This is a genomic window from Halomonas sp. TP35 (assembly GCF_052375975.1).
Lineage (GTDB): Bacteria > Pseudomonadota > Gammaproteobacteria > Pseudomonadales > Halomonadaceae > Vreelandella > Vreelandella citrativorans.
The window spans coordinates 134,407-150,558 of the sequence record NZ_JBQSUZ010000007.1 but is presented as its reverse complement, the minus strand read 5'-3'; the positions used below and the strand labels follow the sequence as shown (position 1 = coordinate 150,558).

Here is a 16,152-nt window from a genome sequence, read left to right as displayed (position 1 = left end):
AACGTGGAACGATAGGCCTTTAGGCCAATATAACGACTAGCTTACGCCACCCAGGATCATCACTCTATCCATCTGACATGTTCTTCATGGTGTATACCTCTTTCGCATTATGCGCCCTATTGACCATTCTTGCGCCGCGTGAGCCATACGCCACATTCACAATGGTCGGTGAATGGAAACTGGTCAAATAGGGCAAAGCGTTCTATCTGGTGCGTTTTGGTGAGCAGCGCCAGATTCTCGGCAAGTGTTGCCGGGTTGCATGAAATATAGACGATCTGATCGTATTCACTGATTTGCTGACAGCTCTGCGCATCCAACCCAGCGCGGGGCGGGTCAACCAACACCGTGGAGAAGCGATATTCGTCCAATGCCATTTCAGCCACGCGCCGCCCGCCTTTTTCGCCTTTAAGCGCCAGCGCAAACTCTTCGGCTGACATACGGGCTACATGGGCATTAGTGACCTTGTTGGCTTCAAGGTTGACGTTAGCGCTGGCGACCGACGTGCGCGAAATTTCAGTGGCCAGTACGCGCCGAAAATTATCAGCCAAGGCTATGGTGAAGTTGCCGTTGCCACAGTAAAGCTCGACCAGGTCTTCATCCTGACGTCCGGCAGTCACTTCCCGCGCCCAGCTCAGCATTGTTTGGCAGATATGCGCATTTGGCTGGGTAAAGCTGTTTTCGACCTGCTGATAGTCAAGCGGGCGCCCATCAACCGTTAAACGCTCCCACACGTGGTCACGGGTAAGCACCAGGCGCTGCTTGCGTGAGCGCCCAATGATCATAATGCCAAGCTCAGCTTCCAAGGCGCGAGCTTCTTGCTCCCAAGCGTCACCTAGCGGGCGGTGGTAAATCAGCGTTACCAGCGCCTCGCCTGACAGCGTGGTGAGAAACTCCACCTGAAATAGGCGCCGACGCAGTTCGTCACTGGCCAGAAACGCCTCGCGCAGACGCGGCATTAGCGCATTGATGGACTCGCTTGCAACGTCAAACTGATCAAGCCGCACGACCTGCTTGTTTTTAGGATCGGCTGGGTCAACCTCAAACATGGCGTAGTAAAGATCATCGCCTTCATGCCAGATACGAAACTCACAGCGCTGGCGATAGTGACTGGGCGGTGAGGCAAAGACCTCAAGTGCGGGCGGATTAAACACCGCAAAGGTGCTTTCCAGGTAAGCACGCTTCTCGGCAAGCTGCTCGTCATAACGTTCGGGTTGTATCACGGGGATAGCCAAGTCGGCGCCTCTTTTTTCATAAACGGTATTAATATCGATGCTAATAACAGTCGTGTCAGCTCAGGCTGAAAATACGCGCCCTAAGCGCTTAACGCCAACCGGCCAGGAACAAAAAATCCAAACTGCGCAAAACCTGGGCTTAGCGCATCGGCAGAAGCAGTGGTAAAAAATCGGCCATCTTGCCCTTTTTCTAACGGCGGCGCGATTTGGCCTACGCGCCGAGCGATAGCATCACCGGAGTCAATCCAATTCACGGGTGTGGGGGCGAGTGCTTCAAGCCAGGGTTTTAACAGGGGGAAATGCGTACAGCCCAGCACAACGGTATCCACTGGCGGCTGAGTACTCGACGTTTGCCAAAGAGGCGCCAGGGCTTGCTGAAGCCGTTGGCGGTCAGGCTGGCCGCCGCCAAGTAGCGCCTCGGCTTCCAGCACCAGCGCATCGGCGGCTACCCGGGTGATGAGGCAGTCGCTGGCAAAGTTTTCAATCAACTTTTGCGTGTAGGGCCTACCCACAGTAGCGCGAGTAGCCAGCAGGCCAATATGGCGCGTTTGGCTAATGGCGGCGGCGGGTTTAATGGCGGGCACCGTGCCGACCACAGGGATCGTCAAAGCGTTGCGCAAACCATCCAGCGCGAGTGTGCTGGCCGTATTGCAGGCAACGACCAGCACGCTTGGCTGGCAGGCCTGAACGGCGGCCTGGCAAACCGACACGATACGAGCAGAAAGCGTTACGTCATCACGCAGTCCATAAGGCATCCACGCGTTATCGCAGGCGTAGCACATCGCCGTATCAGGATAATACTGACGCAGTGACCGGGCGACCGAAAGCCCACCCACGCCGGAGTCAAAAATCAGCACGGGGCCAGCCATTACTGCCCCTTTGCCGTTTGCTTTGATAAGCACACCTGCTTCTCCATCAGCCGCTCGTTCACGGGGCGCTAGTTTAACACGCCCCGCTGGCAGCCAAAGGAACGCTCTGCTGATTAGATCGCGGGTATTTCCGCGCCGCGTAGTTCAGCGTAAAGCTCTGGGTAATCCTGTTGCAGGCGCTCAAGCTCCTGCTCAGCGCCTTCTGGCAGCGCGTGCAGCAGCTCTTGCATATCTTCCTCACTAAAATATTGATCAATAAGAGGGAAAAGGCCTTCTCGCTCTTGGCGTAGATACGCCCTATGCGCCTCAAGGTAAGCTTTTAAATCCTCGGCAAAACGATCCATCGGCAAGATGTTGTCCATCAGAATCGTATCGATGTTGTCGGACAAAAGTTGAAGGCGCGGCTTGAGCTCAAGATAATCGCTGGTCATTTTCTCCATTAATTCCAGATGCTCGGGCGCTTGGGTTTCCAAACGATCAACGCATATACGCTCTAACGGGGCCGCGAAACCTTCCATGTAAGACAAAATGTAATCCACGACTTCACGCATCAGCTGAAAATTGGGTCGTTCACCCTGAGCCAGGGTCTTTTGTTTAAGCTGCAAGACATGAAGTATTCGTGCCATGTTGGCATGATCTAGACGCAGTTGGTTTAACATCGTGCCGTCTCCTTTGTGGTGTCATGCCTGCCGCCTTAACCCTGAAGTGGCGTTGGGCACGCAATCATAAGCGGGTATTACTACACTACGCCTATGGGCGATGGCTAAGCGCTATCGTCAAGAAGGTACCGCTACGTATTATAATTAGATATCACCATGCGCTTAAGGCGCCACCCTGACAAGCATATCGTTTGTATCAGTTTTTATGGGAGCTATGCAAAAGGTAGTCGGGCAATACGCCATTTGCCATACGCACTTATGATTACCTCGTTACTCAATGTCTCAATTTACAACGGAAGTATACATGGATCTTTTCGACTCTCAGCGTGCAACACCCAGCGATGACGCGCCGTTGGCGTACCGGATGCGCCCGCAGACGCTTGAGGACTACGTCGGGCAGCAGGCGCTGGTGGGTCAAGGCAAGCCGCTTCGTCTCATGGCCGAAGCAGGCCTGGTACGCTCAATGATTTTGTGGGGGCCTCCAGGTGTTGGCAAAACAACACTGGCCGAGCTACTCGCGCGCGCATCCAGCGCACATCTGGAGCATTTAAGCGCGGTGATGGCAGGCGTCAAAGAGATACGCGCCGTGGTTGAGCGCGCCCAGCAGCATGCCTCTCCAGTTATTTTGTTTCTGGATGAAATCCATCGCTTAAACAAGAGCCAGCAGGATGCTTTGCTGCCTCACGTAGAGTCGGGGCTGCTAACCCTGATTGGCGCCACCACGGAGAACCCCTCCTTCGAGGTCAACTCTGCCCTGCTATCTCGCGCTCGAGTTTACGTTTTGAAAGCACTCTCGCAAGAGGAGCTGATAGCCGTCATGCGCCAAGCGCTGACTGACGAGCAGCGCGGCCTTGGCAAACGTACGATTGCCGTGGAGGACGATGTGCTTGCTGCCCTGGCGCACGCAAGTGCGGGCGATGCCCGGCGCGCGCTGGGACTTTTAGAAACCGCCTGTGACTTTACCCAGCCAGAGAATGGCCAAGAGGTGCTTCACATGTCGGTATTGGCAGACGTTGTCGGCCATCAGGCAAGCGCATTTGATAAGCAGGGCGACGCTTATTACGACCTGCTCTCGGCAATTCATAAATCCATACGCTCTTCACGCCCTGACGCAGCGCTACTTTATATGGCGCGCTTTATTCAGGGCGGTGGTGATCCTTTGGATGTTGTTCGCAGGCTTAGCGCCATTGCGTCAGAAGATGTTGGTAATGCCGACCCACGTGCGCTTCCACTGGTGATTGCTGCCTGGGACGCCTACCTTCGCCTGGGGGACTACGAAGGCCAGCGTGCCATTGCCCATGCAGCCATCCATTTGGCCGTGGCGCCCAAAAGTAACCGAATTGACCGCGCCTGGAGCGCTGCAAAACAGTACGCGCGTCAGCAGCCCCAAATAGAGGTACCCACTTATTTACGCAATGCGCCCACCAAGCTTATGGAGCAGCTAGGCCATGGCGAAGGCTACCGCTACGCGCATAACGAGCCTGATGGCTATCCCGCTGGTAGCGCTCACGACTGCTGGCCAGAGGATTTGCCCAAAGCACGCTTTTTTGAGCCTAGCCAGTTTGGCCAGGAGAAGCGCTTCGGCGAGATAATGGCATGGCGGGAAAATCGTGACCAGGAAGCAGATCAGGCGCCCTAAGGCGCCTGATCATTCACGGGTAAACCGCCGACGTTTTAGAGCTCTTCACGAATAACGTCGGTGCCTTCCGGAATTTCGAAGTTAAACAGGCCACGGTCAATAGACCCATTCTGGGTGATATCGCTAAACCGAATAAGCGTTTTTTGACCAGTACTGTCCATCATCCAAAGCTCAGTGAGCGTGTCATTGTCAAACACCATGCTCAACTCTTCAAACAGCGTGTCTGCCGAGCTTGGGATCAGCGTGAACACATCTTCACCGCTCTCCTGTTCATAAACCACATCATAACTTGCCGTCAGGTCACTGATACTGCCAGAGAGCAGAAGCGCAGGCGTGTGCGTTACGCGGTCATCCATCGGCTGAACCGTTACCTGCTCAAGGTCCGGATCGTAGAGATAAACATCGTTGCCGTCGGACACGACGACCTGCGTATAAGGCGCTTCGACTTCCCAACGCAACATACCTGGGCGTGAGAGCCACATTTCGCCACGCGCACTTTGCAATCGCTGGCCACTACCATCAAGAATCTGCTGCTCAAAGGTCGCCTGATAGCTTTCCAGGGGTTCCAGGCGCTCGGTTAAACGCTCAGCGGCATCATTGGCCCATGCGGCGGGGGTAGCAAACGTCAATCCAAGAGCGGCCGCTGCCAATGACAAGGGTGAAGAAAGCAGTGTTTGCGTGTCGCGCATAGTGTTCTCCCTGGGCATACGTTGTCGGGTTGAATAGACATACGCTGCCGGATTGAAGCTGATAAAAGTAGTACAGATAAACCAGTACAGATAAACCAGTGCTGAGGACTTTCAACAACGTCCATGTGGTTTTTCAGACGCGAAACGCGCCACGGGGTTTCATCCGCGGCGCGACTTTCACGCTTCTTGCATGATTACTAAATGCAGGATTACTAATTGCGGCATTAATGCCCCACCGGCGGTGGCGCCAATACTTCGCGGGCGCCGTTACTGCCCATAGCAGAAACGATCTGTGCCGCCTCCATGGCATCGACCAAGCGCGCGGCTCGGTTGTAACCAATCTTGAAGCGCCGCTGTACCGCAGAAATCGAGGCTTTTTTGGTTTCGGTCACAAACTGAACCGCTTCATCATAAAGGGCGTCCTGTTCAGCATCGTCGCCGTCACTGCCTTCGGCCTCAAGCCCCGTTAACGCATCAGCCGAGACGCCGCCCGACAAAATTTCCTCAATATATTCAGGAGTGCCGCGGCGCTTCCAATCCTCTACCACACGGTGCACTTCGTCATCATCAACAAACGCGCCATGCACTCGATTAGGCGGACCGGAGCCCGCAGGCAAATATAGCATGTCGCCATGCCCCAGCAGGCTTTCAGCGCCGCCCTGGTCCAAAATCGTACGAGAATCGATCCGTGAAGAGACCTGAAATGCCATGCGCGAAGGAATATTCGCCTTGATCAAGCCCGTTACCACGTCCACCGAGGGGCGCTGGGTGGCCAGGATCAGGTGAATACCGGCTGCCCGCGCTTTTTGCGCCAAGCGGGCAATCAGCTCTTCCACCTTTTTGCCGACGATCATAAACATGTCGGCAAATTCGTCGATGACCACCACGATATAGGGCAGCTTCTCAAGCACTGGTGGCGTTTGGTGCATTTCCCAGGGTTGCGGCTCCCAAAGCGGGTCGGCTACCTGAGCTCCTGCGCGCTCGGCTTCATCCAATCGGCCGTTAAAGCCGGCAATATTACGAACGCCCATGGCGGCCATCAGCTTATAGCGGCGCTCCATTTCAGCGACACACCAACGCAGGCTGTTAGCGGCCTCTTTCATATCGGTCACGACCGGCGCCAACAGATGCGGAATACCGTCGTAGACCGAAAGCTCCAGCATTTTAGGGTCCACCATGATGAGCTTGAGCTCATCTGGCGTGGCCTTCAGCAGCATCGAAATCAGCATTGCGTTAACGCCTACTGATTTACCTGAACCGGTGGTGCCCGCCACCAACAGGTGGGGCATCTTGCCAAGGTTGGCAATCACGGGCCCACCACCGATATCCTGGCCAAGCGCCATGGTCAGCGGCGAGGTTTCCTGCTGATAGCGCTCGGAGTCGATGACTTCACGCAGGCGAATCATTGCCCGATGCGGGTTGGGAATTTCGATCCCAACAGTAGGCCGCCCTGGAATCACTTCAACCACGCGCACGCTTTTTACCATTAGCGAGCGGGCCAGGTCTTTGGAAAGATTACTGATTTTGGACGCTTTCACCCCTGCCGCCGGCTTGATTTCAAATCGCGTGATGACGGGACCTGGCCATGTATCGACTACTTCTGCTTTTACACCATATTCACGCAGCCGCACTTCCAGCAGCTCTGCCATATTGGCCAGCTGTTCGTCTGTGTAGTTCGGCTGATGTGGCTCAGCAGGCGTTAGCAGTTGAAGACTTGGCACATCGCCTTCCGGCTCTGGAAACGTCTCAAAGGCAGGCCGCTGATTTTGGAGGTGCTCAACGGTCCAGAGCGTTGGCCCGCTGTCAGCTTCATTGACCACGTTATCCGCAGAGAAGGTCGGCTCATGGCGTGCGGCACTGGCTGGCAAAGGCGTAGGGCTAAGCAAAGGCTCATCTTCATCCTCTTCCCATACCGGCTCAGGAACGACTTCAGGCACCCGTTCTTGGCGCGGCACGGGATTCACCGAAGGCGTAGCGGTAAGTGAAGGCTCACTTTGAGGCGCCGCCTCAGGCTGATCAAACGCGCTTAGCCTGGGCTCAGGGCGCAGCGGCGTGTCTTCCTGAACCGCCTGCTCTTTCTCATCCCAGCCATCGTACTGCCACTCTTCCGTTTTCGAGCCCTCTGTTTTCGAGTCCTCTGTTTTCAAGCCCTGTTCACTGCCCCGCTCATCATCTTGCGCGCTGCCCTGCTCATCGTCTCTCGCTTCGTCGGCGTCCTCTTCTTGGCGAAAGAAGGGTGAGGCAGCGGGCACTGCGGTATCGTCTTCACGAGAAGCGCGTAACGACATCGGCGATTCAGGTGTTGATGACTCAACGGCTGGAGCAGCGTCGTTGTGAGGCGCTGGTTCAGGGATGATCTCAGGTTCAAGCGCTTTGGATAGCCCCGAAGTGCGCTCAGTGTTGATCGATACTGATTCATCACTCTCCGCTGTTGCTGGGCTCACCGCCTCAGGCGTTGGCGCTTGCGCGGGTTCTGGTGCGGCTTTTGGCTGCGGTACAGAGTCAGGCTCAGTGGCCGTTACCACCGCTGGCTTGGTCTGTGTTTCGGCAGCCGTCGTTGCCGCTGAAAAAGCGCTCGCTTCCCAAGGGATCGACGTATCGTTTGTGGTCGCCTCAGGCGTTTCTTGCGCGGCAGACGGCGCCGAGAACTCGGGCTCGCGACGTTCACGATGCGTATCGCGGCTGGTTTTGGCTTTAGGTGCTCGTGGGGGCTCTTCCGCTTTTGGCGCAGGCTTTAAAGAGGCGCGCAGCGCAGCGCGCTCGCGGCGTTTCTCACGACTTTTCTCCCGGCGGGCACTCAACCAGCCACCAATACGGCATAAGCGGCGACCTACTTCATCCGCCACCTGCAGCCAGGACGTACCGCTAAACAGCGGGAAGCCTATCAGTATCAAGGCCGCAGCGATTAGCCCCACACCACCACTGCCGACCAGTGGTTTGAGGGTATTGACTAACCCTTCCCCCAAAATACCGCCGGAGGCATAGGGTAAAATACTGGCAGGGTGATAAAAGTGCAGCGCACCCAGCATGGTCGTGCCAAACATAAGCAGCACCAGACCACCGGCATGCACGGCAACCGCCACGGGGTCGAGCTCAAAGCGTACCTGGCGCGAGCGCATTAGCCACCATGCGGAAAAGCCAAACATGCCAGGCCACCACAGAGCACTTGCCCCCAGCAGCGAATACTGTACATCCGCAAGCCAAGCGCCGACCGGCCCCATCCAATTACGAACATCCGATTCAGGCCCCTGGTAAGACCAACCAGGATCTTCCGGGTGATAACTAAACAGTGCTAATAATAAAAAAACGCACAGCGCCAGCAGTACCACTACTACACCTTCACGCACCGAGCCTTGCAAGCGCAGACCGAACCGGCGAGCTTTATCTTTCGCGGCTTTAACCCGCGTAGAAGAGGCCGAAGATGGTGCTTGACGCGAATTACGCTGCGTTCGCTTGTCTACCGCCTTATTCACTTTCAAGCGATTCTCCCTTTACACCTCAATGGTGTCTTTAATCCACTTGCGAGTTTGCATCATACCGAGCATCCTTGCGCCGTCACAGAGCTTCTCATCAAGTGCTCAGTAACAGGAGCAAGTAATGCTACCTTGGCTTTCTTCGCCATACCCAACATTTCCGCCTACCCGCATTGCCATGGACTCGCCCAATGGGCTGCTGGCAGCAGGTGGTGAGCTTTCTCCGTGCTGGTTGGTGGAAGCGTACCGGCACGGTATTTTCCCATGGTACAGCGATGACGACCCCATTTTATGGTGGAGCCCCGATCCGCGCATGGTACTACGTCCTGAACAGTTCAAGCTGCGGCGTAGCTTAGCAAAACGACTGCGCAATGGGGGCTTTGACGTCACCGTTAATCAACAATTTGAACATGTCATTAATGCCTGTGCTGCGCCACGCGATGAAGACGCAGGCACCTGGATCACCGTTGATATGTACAATGCCTACGTAGCGCTTCACCGTCTAGGGATTGCACACAGTATTGAGGTCCACCACGCCGGCCAATTGGTAGGCGGTCTTTATGGTTTAGCGATGGGACCGGTATTTTTCGGCGAATCGATGTTTTCGAGCATCGCCGATGCCTCTAAAGTGGCCCTTGCTCACTTGGCGGGCGCTATGCAGGCACATGGCGGCAAGTTGATTGATTGCCAAATGCACACACCGCACCTTGCAAGCATGGGTGCGACAACAGTCGCCCGAGAGACGTTCATCAACTATCTTGAACAGTGGTTGCCCGAAGCGGCGTTTAATGTGTCATCACATGAGGCATTGTCAGTGCCTGCATCACCTTGGCTCGAAGCGATATCGCGCTATAACACCCCGTGATGCTGGCTGGATTGGGTTAATTTATCAAGGAGGGCAAGCTTTGAGTAGTAATACTCCGCGTCGACCGGTGCGGGATCTGCGCTTCTTCCTTACCGTGCCTCATGCCTGTAGCTATTTACCCGGCAAAGAAGCGACAACGCTTTTTCTTGACCCGCAAGAGTCTCCCGTTCGGGGCGTATATGACTCGCTTGCGCTACTCGGGTTTCGGCGCAGCGGTCGGCATCTCTACCGGCCCCACTGTGAAAACTGTAATGCCTGCCAGTCCGTGCGTATTCCTGTTGAGCCCTTTGCGCCCAACCGCTCCCAGCGCAAGGTATGGCGACGTAACGCAGATATCACCACCCGCGTCGTTCCTGCACGCTATGAGGCGCGACACTATGAGCTCTATGCACACTATATTCGCCATCGCCATGCCGATGGTGACATGTACCCACCCAATCGTGAACAGTACCGCACGTTTTTAACCCTGGAGGAGCCGTATGCCTACCTGCTGGAGCTGTATGCAGGCTCGGAGCTAGTGGCCGTATCGGCATTTGATCAGCTAGAGCATGGTCTTTCGGCCATTTACACGTTTTTTGGCGTTGGCGATGCTCTAGACAGGCGCTCGTTAGGCACACTTGCTATCCTTCAGCTCATTGCGCTGACGCGTGAAAAAGGCCTGCCCCACCTGTATTTAGGGTACTGGATCGAAGAGTGTCGTAAAATGCGCTACAAGCAGGATTTTTCTCCCATTGAAGTACTGGATGGGCGTTATTGGCGGCCTTTAATTCGCTAAAGCGAGCAAATTAAGCCAGCTTTTTTGCCTTGACGACGGGCTTACGGCACAATATAGCGCTGTTTCTTAAGTGCCAGCCCTTTGGCCCTTAAAACCTGAAACGGTTTTGGTTTGCTAACTACGTTAAATAAGTGAGGATCTGCCTATATGGCACGCGAAGATCATATTGAAATGGAAGGTGTTATCGTTGATACCCTTCCCAACACCATGTTCCGTGTTGAGCTTGAGAACGGTCACGTTGTAACCGCTCATATCTCCGGAAAAATGCGTAAAAACTATATCCGCATTCTGACGGGCGATAAAGTGAAAGTGGAACTAACGCCGTACGATCTTTCCAAAGGCCGCATTGTCTACCGTTCGCGCTAAGCCTTTATAACGCCTTTTCAGCCAGCACGCAGTACGGCGCCGTTACCTGTTTACGACAACGCCCCGTCGAAGACAGGGCGCTGTGCATTACGGTATGATTAGGCGCTACACATTAAGGCGATCTTAGCGCCCTTTTCAGGGCGCATCCGCCATCTCAGTCTCGGTGGAGAGATGCAGTTCCCCCTCCTCCAGACTGACATGCACAATACCGCCATTATCGGCCAGCTCGCCAAACAGAATCATTTCGGCAAGCGGCTTTTTCAGCTTCTCTTGAATCAAGCGCGCCATGGGGCGAGCACCCATATCCGGATCGTAGCCTTTCTCGGCCAACCAATCCCGAGCTGCATCATCAACCTCGAGCTGTACACGCTTCTCGTCCAGCTGCGCCTGCAGCTCAATCAAGAACTTGTCGGCCACGTTACGCACAACAGACGTCGGTAACGCATGGAACTGAATGATACCGTCCAAGCGGTTACGGAACTCCGGCGAGAACGTACGGCGGATGACTTCCATCGCATCGGTTGAGTGATCCTGGCTTTGGAAACCGATAGAGCGACGCGAGGCCTGCTCGGCACCTGCGTTAGACGTCATGATGACAATAACATGGCGGAAGTCGGCTTCACGTCCGTTGTTATCGGTCAGGCGGCCATGATCCATTACCTGCAGCAGCAGGTTAAAGACTTCAGGGTGCGCTTTCTCAATTTCATCCAACAACAGTACGCAGTGCGGCTGTTTGGTCACTGCTTCGGTTAAAAGCCCGCCCTGGTCATACCCGACATAGCCGGGAGGCGCACCGATCAAGCGCGATACGGTGTGACGCTCCATGTACTCCGACATATCAAAGCGCACAAGCTCGATACCCATGATATGGGCAAGCTGCTTGGCCACTTCGGTTTTACCTACACCCGTCGGCCCAGCAAACAGGAAGCTACCTACCGGCTTATCGGGGGATTTAAGCCCTGCACGCGAAAGCTTGATAGCGGCAGAGAGCGTATCAATGGCTTCGTCCTGACCGAACACCAGCATTTTCAGGTCTCGATCGAGCTTCTCAAGCAGTTTGCGGTCCGAGCTTGAAACGCTCTTCGGCGGGATACGCGCAATAGAGGCCACAATGGCTTCCACTTGCTCTACGTCAATGGTGTTTTTGCGCACTTCAGGTGGCAATAGCCGCTGGTGAGCGCCCGCCTCGTCAATGACGTCAATGGCCTTATCCGGCAAATGACGGTCGTTGATGTAACGGTCAGCCAAGCGTGCCGCGCTTTCCAGCGCACCATCGGTGTACTTAAGCTCATGGTGCTCTTCAAAGCGTGAGCGCAGGCCTTTAAGAATTTTGATCGTATCGTCAACCGAGGGCGCGAGTACGTCGACTTTCTGGAAGCGACGCGCCAATGCACGATCTTTTTCAAAAATACCGCGGAATTCCTGGAACGTCGTGGAGCCAATACAGCGCAGCTCGCCCGAGGAGAGCAACGGCTTCAGCAGGTTAGAGGCATCCATTACGCCACCGGACGCGGCGCCCGCACCGATAATCGTATGAATTTCATCGATAAACAGTACAGCATTGGGCTGCTTGCGCAGCTCGCTCAACAGGCTTTTCAAACGCTTTTCAAAATCGCCGCGGTACTTGGTTCCGGCAAGCAGCGCGCCCATATCCAGCGAATAAACCACGGCGTCTGCAATAACGTCTGGAACATCTTCTTCAACGATACGTTTGGCAAGGCCTTCGGCCACAGCAGTCTTGCCCACGCCAGCCTCACCCACTAGCAGCGGGTTGTTTTTACGCCGACGCGCCAGAATCTGTACAACGCGCTCAAGCTCGTGGTCGCGGCCAATTAACGGGTCAATTTTTCCCAGCCGGGCTTGCTCGTTCAGGTTAGTGGCATATCCCGTCAGCGGATGTGCACCACCTTCACTTGTGCCTTCTTCAACGTCCTCACCCTCTTGCGGTGATGATGGCTGCGCTTGGCCATGGCCTGCTACTTTGGAAATGCCGTGGGCGATGTAGTTAACCGCATCGACACGGGCAACGCTTTGCTGCTTGAGGAAATAGACCGCTTGGCTTTCCTGCTCAGAAAAAATGGCTACCAATACATTGGCGCCGGTAACTTCGCTTTTGCCTGACGACTGAACATGGAAAACCGCCCGCTGTAGCACACGCTGAAAACCAAGCGTTGGCTGCGTTTCACGGTCCCCACTGCCTTCGGGAATAAGCGGTGTGGTTGAATTAATAAAATCCTGCAGATCGGACCGCAGCTTGTCGAGGTTTGCCCCACACGCTTTTAAGACATCAACTGCTGAGGCATTATCCAGCAACGCTAACAGTAGGTGCTCAACGGTCATGAACTCGTGGCGCTTTGAGCGTGCCACGGTAAAAGCCGTGTTCAGGGTCAGTTCAAGTTCTTTGCTCAGCATGGCAGTCCCCTTTTCGCTACTACCTAGGGCATTTCGCCACCTAGGACTTGCGTCGGATCAATTTAGTCGACCGGCACTTTCAACATCGGGTACAAATGGCAGGGTTGCAAGCCTCACCAACAAATTTTTATCAACCCTTTCAATTTGCGGCTTCAATATCACTCATTAACGGGTGTTCGCACTCACGTGCATACTCATTAACCTGATGACATTTGGTCTCTGCAATGTCTCGCGTAAAGACACCACAGGTCGCTTTTCCTTGGGTATGCACCGCCAGCATCGTTTGCACCGCTTTTTCGCTATCCATACTGAAAAATTCTTGCAGCACTTCAATAACAAAATCCATGGGCGTGTAGTCGTCGTTATGCAGCACGACCTTGTAAAGAGGCGGTTGCGCTAAAGCGGGCTCAGCAGACTGAGTCGCTACATCCCCATCATCAGGCATTTCGGGCCGCGTCATGCCAGCCATCGCATATGACATTGCGGTTACATCAACCGTCGTCATACCGAACATTGTCATATCAAACATTGGAATAGACATAGATCGCACTGTTGGTTCTCTCAAGACGCATAAAACGACCTAGTCGGAACGACTCCACCTTTGCAGCCGCAAGGGTAACCCGTCAAAGACTATGACGCTTAAGTTCTACAAGGGTTCACATGGCATCCAAAATATCATACTTCAAAAGTCAAAAACCCCCGTTCTTTATTGGAACGAGGGTTTCGCTTTCACGCCCCCATTAACGAGGGCATTTTGGCCTTAACCTTTTGCCACCACGGCTAACGCATCGTTCAGCGTTTTGCTCGGGCGCATGGCTTGGCTTGCCAGCTCACCGTTCGGACGGAAATAGCCCTGAATATCAACGGCTTTTCCTTGAACATCGTTAAGTTCTGCAACGATGGTTTGCTCATTGGCTTCCAGCTTCTCGGCCAACTTAGCAAACAGTGCTTTCAGTTCAGCATCGTCATTCTGAGCGGCCAGCGCTTCTGCCCAATAAAGCGCCAAGTAGAAGTGGCTACCACGGTTATCAAGCTCACCTACCTTACGTGAAGGCGACTTGTTGCTATCCAGGAACTTGCCGTTGGCTTCATCAAGCGTTTTCGCCAGCACGGTGGCACGTGCGTTGCCGAAGGTGCTGCCCAGGTGCTCAAGCGATGCCGCCAGCGCGAGGAATTCGCCCAGCGAGTCCCAACGCAGGTGGTTCTCTTCCAGGAACTGCTGAACGTGCTTGGGAGCACTACCGCCCGCGCCAGTTTCAAACAGACCACCACCATTCATCAGCGGAACGATAGACAGCATCTTCGCACTGGTGCCCAGCTCCATGATCGGGAACAAGTCGGTCAGGTAGTCGCGCAGTACGTTGCCGGTGACAGAAATGGTGTCTTCGCCTTTGCGGATACGCTCAAGCGATACGGCCATGGCATCGACCGGCGCCAGGATACGAATATCCAGGCCGTTGGTATCGTGATCCTTAAGGTACGCTTCTACCTTCTTGATCAGTTGCGCATCATGAGCGCGGTTAGCATCCAGCCAGAAAATAGCCGGAACGCCGCTTTCGCGCGCACGCGTCACCGCAAGTTTCACCCAATCCTGAATCGGCGCATCTTTGGCCTGGCACATACGCCAGATGTCGCCCGCTTCAACGTCATGACTAAACAGCGTATTGCCGTTTTCGTCGGTAACCACTACGGTGCCGTCGGCAGCGATCTGGAAGGTTTTGTCGTGGGAGCCGTACTCTTCGGCTTTTTGCGCCATCAGGCCCACGTTAGGCACGCTACCCATGGTGGTCGGGTCAAACGCACCGTGCTTTTTGCAATCTTCGATCACCGCCTGGTAGATAGTCGCGTAGCAACGATCCGGAATAACCGCTTTGGTGTCGTGCAGTTGATCGTCAGCGCCCCACATTTTACCGGAATCACGAATCATCGCCGGCATGGAGGCGTCAATGATCACATCAGAAGGTACGTGAAGATTGGTAATGCCCTTGTGGGAGTTCACCATTGCCATCGGCGGACGCTCTTTATAAAGCGCTTCGATATCACCTTTGATAGCGTCTTGCTGGTCACTTGGCAGCGACTCAATGGCACTGTAGAGATCGCCAATACCGCTATTAGGGTTAAAGCCAGCTGACTTCAGCGCATCGGCGTGCTTTTCAAGTGCGGCTTTGTAGAACTCTTCAACCACGATGCCAAACATGATCGGGTCGGAAACCTTCATCATGGTGGCTTTCAGGTGGAGCGAGAACAGCACGTTGCGCACTTTGGCATCGTTGATTTCGCTGTCGATAAAACTGCGCAGGCGGCGGCTGCTCATGCAGGCAGCGTCAATCACTTCGCCTTCAAGAACGGCCAGGCCTTCTTTCAAGACCGTTTTAGTGCCATCTTTTTGCTGCAGTTCGATCTTGAGCTTGCCCGCTTTTTCCATGACGGCGGATTGCTCGCTGCCGTAGAAGTCGCCTTCGCTCATGTGAGCCACGTGAGACTGAGAGTCGCCGCTCCACTCGCCCATGCGATGCGGGTACTTGCGCGCGTAGTTCTTGACCGACTTCGGCGCACGGCGGTCAGAGTTACCTTCACGCAGCACCGGGTTTACCGCACTACCTTTGGCCTTGTCGTAAGCCGCCTTGATAGCTTTTTCTTCGTCGTTTTTAGGCTCTTCCGGGTACTCCGGCAGCGGGTAGCCTTGGCCTTGAAGCTCTTTGATTGTGGCTTTCAGCTGCGGGCCAGAGGCGCTGATATTGGGCAGCTTAATAATATTGGCTTCAGGCGTAGTCGCTAACTTGCCAAGTTCTGCCAGGTCATCACTAACGCGCTGCTCGTCGTTAAGCAGGTCAGGGAACTGGGCCAGAACACGTGCCGCCAATGAAATGTCGCGTGTCTCGACTTCAATCCCGGCCGGGTCTGTAAAAGCATCGATAATCGGTAACAGGGAATATGTCGCGAGCGCAGGGGCTTCGTCGGTAAGCGTATAAATGATCTTCGGCGTTTGGGACATTTTTGCGTTAACCTCTTTTCTCTGTCGCTTTAGTTATAAAATCCTAAGCTACGCGGCTCATTCGACGATAGACCGTGCCGCGAAGCGCGCTGAGCAGCTCAATCTGGCTGCCTTGATATCACTTCGGTGGTGTTGACGACGACTCCAGCGGTCACGCAGGAGTATACCAGCGCTGCAC

The 16,152-nt window shown here is 54.7% G+C and carries 12 protein-coding genes; 4 read left to right on the top strand and 8 right to left on the bottom strand.

Annotated features, from left to right (window positions below; translation table 11 throughout):
- Positions 1 to 116 precede the first annotated feature (116 nt).
- The 3 genes from trmA to ACT3RU_RS10715 form a co-directional block, all read right to left on the bottom strand.
- Positions 117 to 1,232, bottom strand: a complete 1,116-nt coding sequence (trmA, locus tag ACT3RU_RS10725; RefSeq protein WP_087106185.1) for a tRNA (uridine(54)-C5)-methyltransferase TrmA — start codon at positions 1,230 to 1,232, stop codon at positions 117 to 119.
- Between the two features lie 80 nt (positions 1,233 to 1,312).
- Positions 1,313 to 2,101 (bottom strand): glutamate racemase, encoded by a 789-nt coding sequence (murI, locus tag ACT3RU_RS10720; RefSeq protein WP_483392677.1) that lies wholly within the window; start codon positions 2,099 to 2,101, stop codon positions 1,313 to 1,315.
- Between the two features lie 113 nt (positions 2,102 to 2,214).
- Complete coding sequence (locus ACT3RU_RS10715; RefSeq protein WP_483392675.1) at positions 2,215 to 2,760, bottom strand: hemerythrin domain-containing protein; 546 nt, start codon at positions 2,758 to 2,760, stop codon at positions 2,215 to 2,217.
- Between the two features lie 304 nt (positions 2,761 to 3,064).
- Between ACT3RU_RS10715 and ACT3RU_RS10710 the strand changes: the two genes are divergently transcribed.
- Positions 3,065 to 4,399, top strand: coding sequence for a replication-associated recombination protein A (locus tag ACT3RU_RS10710; RefSeq protein ID WP_483392674.1), 1,335 nt, complete (start codon positions 3,065 to 3,067; stop codon positions 4,397 to 4,399).
- A 35-nt stretch (positions 4,400 to 4,434) separates the two neighbouring features.
- Here ACT3RU_RS10710 and lolA read toward each other — a convergent pair whose 3' ends face one another.
- Complete coding sequence (gene lolA / locus ACT3RU_RS10705) at positions 4,435 to 5,088, bottom strand: outer membrane lipoprotein periplasmic chaperone LolA (RefSeq protein WP_087106192.1); 654 nt, start codon at positions 5,086 to 5,088, stop codon at positions 4,435 to 4,437.
- Between the two features lie 224 nt (positions 5,089 to 5,312).
- On the bottom strand, positions 5,313 to 8,567 hold the full coding sequence (locus tag ACT3RU_RS10700) for a DNA translocase FtsK (RefSeq protein WP_483392673.1): 3,255 nt from the start codon (positions 8,565 to 8,567) through the stop codon (positions 5,313 to 5,315).
- 118 nt (positions 8,568 to 8,685) lie between these two features.
- Between ACT3RU_RS10700 and aat the strand changes: the two genes are divergently transcribed.
- The 3 genes from aat (at position 8,686) to infA (ending at position 10,567) form a co-directional block, all read left to right on the top strand.
- Positions 8,686 to 9,426 carry a leucyl/phenylalanyl-tRNA--protein transferase gene (gene aat / locus ACT3RU_RS10695; RefSeq protein WP_087106196.1) on the top strand — a complete coding sequence of 247 codons (741 nt, stop codon included), beginning with the start codon at positions 8,686 to 8,688 and terminating at the stop codon, positions 9,424 to 9,426.
- 40 nt (positions 9,427 to 9,466) lie between these two features.
- Complete coding sequence (locus ACT3RU_RS10690) at positions 9,467 to 10,201, top strand: arginyltransferase (protein ID WP_087106198.1); 735 nt, start codon at positions 9,467 to 9,469, stop codon at positions 10,199 to 10,201.
- A 147-nt stretch (positions 10,202 to 10,348) separates the two neighbouring features.
- On the top strand, positions 10,349 to 10,567 hold the full coding sequence (gene infA / locus ACT3RU_RS10685; protein WP_007111068.1) for a translation initiation factor IF-1: 219 nt from the start codon (positions 10,349 to 10,351) through the stop codon (positions 10,565 to 10,567).
- Positions 10,568 to 10,702: 135 nt separating this feature from the next.
- On the opposite strand, the gene clpA is transcribed toward infA, so the two are convergent.
- The 3 genes from clpA to ACT3RU_RS10670 form a co-directional block, all read right to left on the bottom strand.
- The gene (gene clpA / locus ACT3RU_RS10680) at positions 10,703 to 12,979 is read right to left on the bottom strand and encodes an ATP-dependent Clp protease ATP-binding subunit ClpA (RefSeq protein ID WP_483392672.1); all 2,277 of its coding nucleotides are present in this window, start codon (positions 12,977 to 12,979) and stop codon (positions 10,703 to 10,705) included.
- Positions 12,980 to 13,118: 139 nt separating this feature from the next.
- Positions 13,119 to 13,424 carry an ATP-dependent Clp protease adapter ClpS gene (gene clpS, locus ACT3RU_RS10675; RefSeq protein WP_087106453.1) on the bottom strand — a complete coding sequence of 102 codons (306 nt, stop codon included), beginning with the start codon at positions 13,422 to 13,424 and terminating at the stop codon, positions 13,119 to 13,121.
- Positions 13,425 to 13,739: 315 nt separating this feature from the next.
- Complete coding sequence (locus tag ACT3RU_RS10670) at positions 13,740 to 15,974, bottom strand: NADP-dependent isocitrate dehydrogenase (RefSeq protein ID WP_483392671.1); 2,235 nt, start codon at positions 15,972 to 15,974, stop codon at positions 13,740 to 13,742.
- Between the last annotated feature and the right edge of the window lie 178 nt (positions 15,975 to 16,152).

Excerpts from the sequence above, each read along its gene's own strand:
- murI (WP_483392677.1), bottom strand. The coding sequence starts at position 2,101 with ATGGCTGGCCCCGTGCTGATTTTTGACTCCGGCGTGGGTGGGCTTTCG.
- ACT3RU_RS10715 (WP_483392675.1), bottom strand. The coding sequence starts at position 2,760 with ATGTTAAACCAACTGCGTCTAGATCATGCCAACATGGCACGAATACTT.
- ACT3RU_RS10710 (WP_483392674.1), top strand. The coding sequence starts at position 3,065 with ATGGATCTTTTCGACTCTCAGCGTGCAACACCCAGCGATGACGCGCCG.
- lolA (WP_087106192.1), bottom strand. The coding sequence starts at position 5,088 with ATGCGCGACACGCAAACACTGCTTTCTTCACCCTTGTCATTGGCAGCG.
- aat (WP_087106196.1), top strand. The coding sequence starts at position 8,686 with ATGCTACCTTGGCTTTCTTCGCCATACCCAACATTTCCGCCTACCCGC.
- infA (WP_007111068.1), top strand. The coding sequence starts at position 10,349 with ATGGCACGCGAAGATCATATTGAAATGGAAGGTGTTATCGTTGATACC.
- clpA (WP_483392672.1), bottom strand. The coding sequence starts at position 12,979 with ATGCTGAGCAAAGAACTTGAACTGACCCTGAACACGGCTTTTACCGTG.
- clpS (WP_087106453.1), bottom strand. The coding sequence starts at position 13,424 with ATGCCTGATGATGGGGATGTAGCGACTCAGTCTGCTGAGCCCGCTTTA.
- ACT3RU_RS10670 (WP_483392671.1), bottom strand. The coding sequence starts at position 15,974 with ATGTCCCAAACGCCGAAGATCATTTATACGCTTACCGACGAAGCCCCT.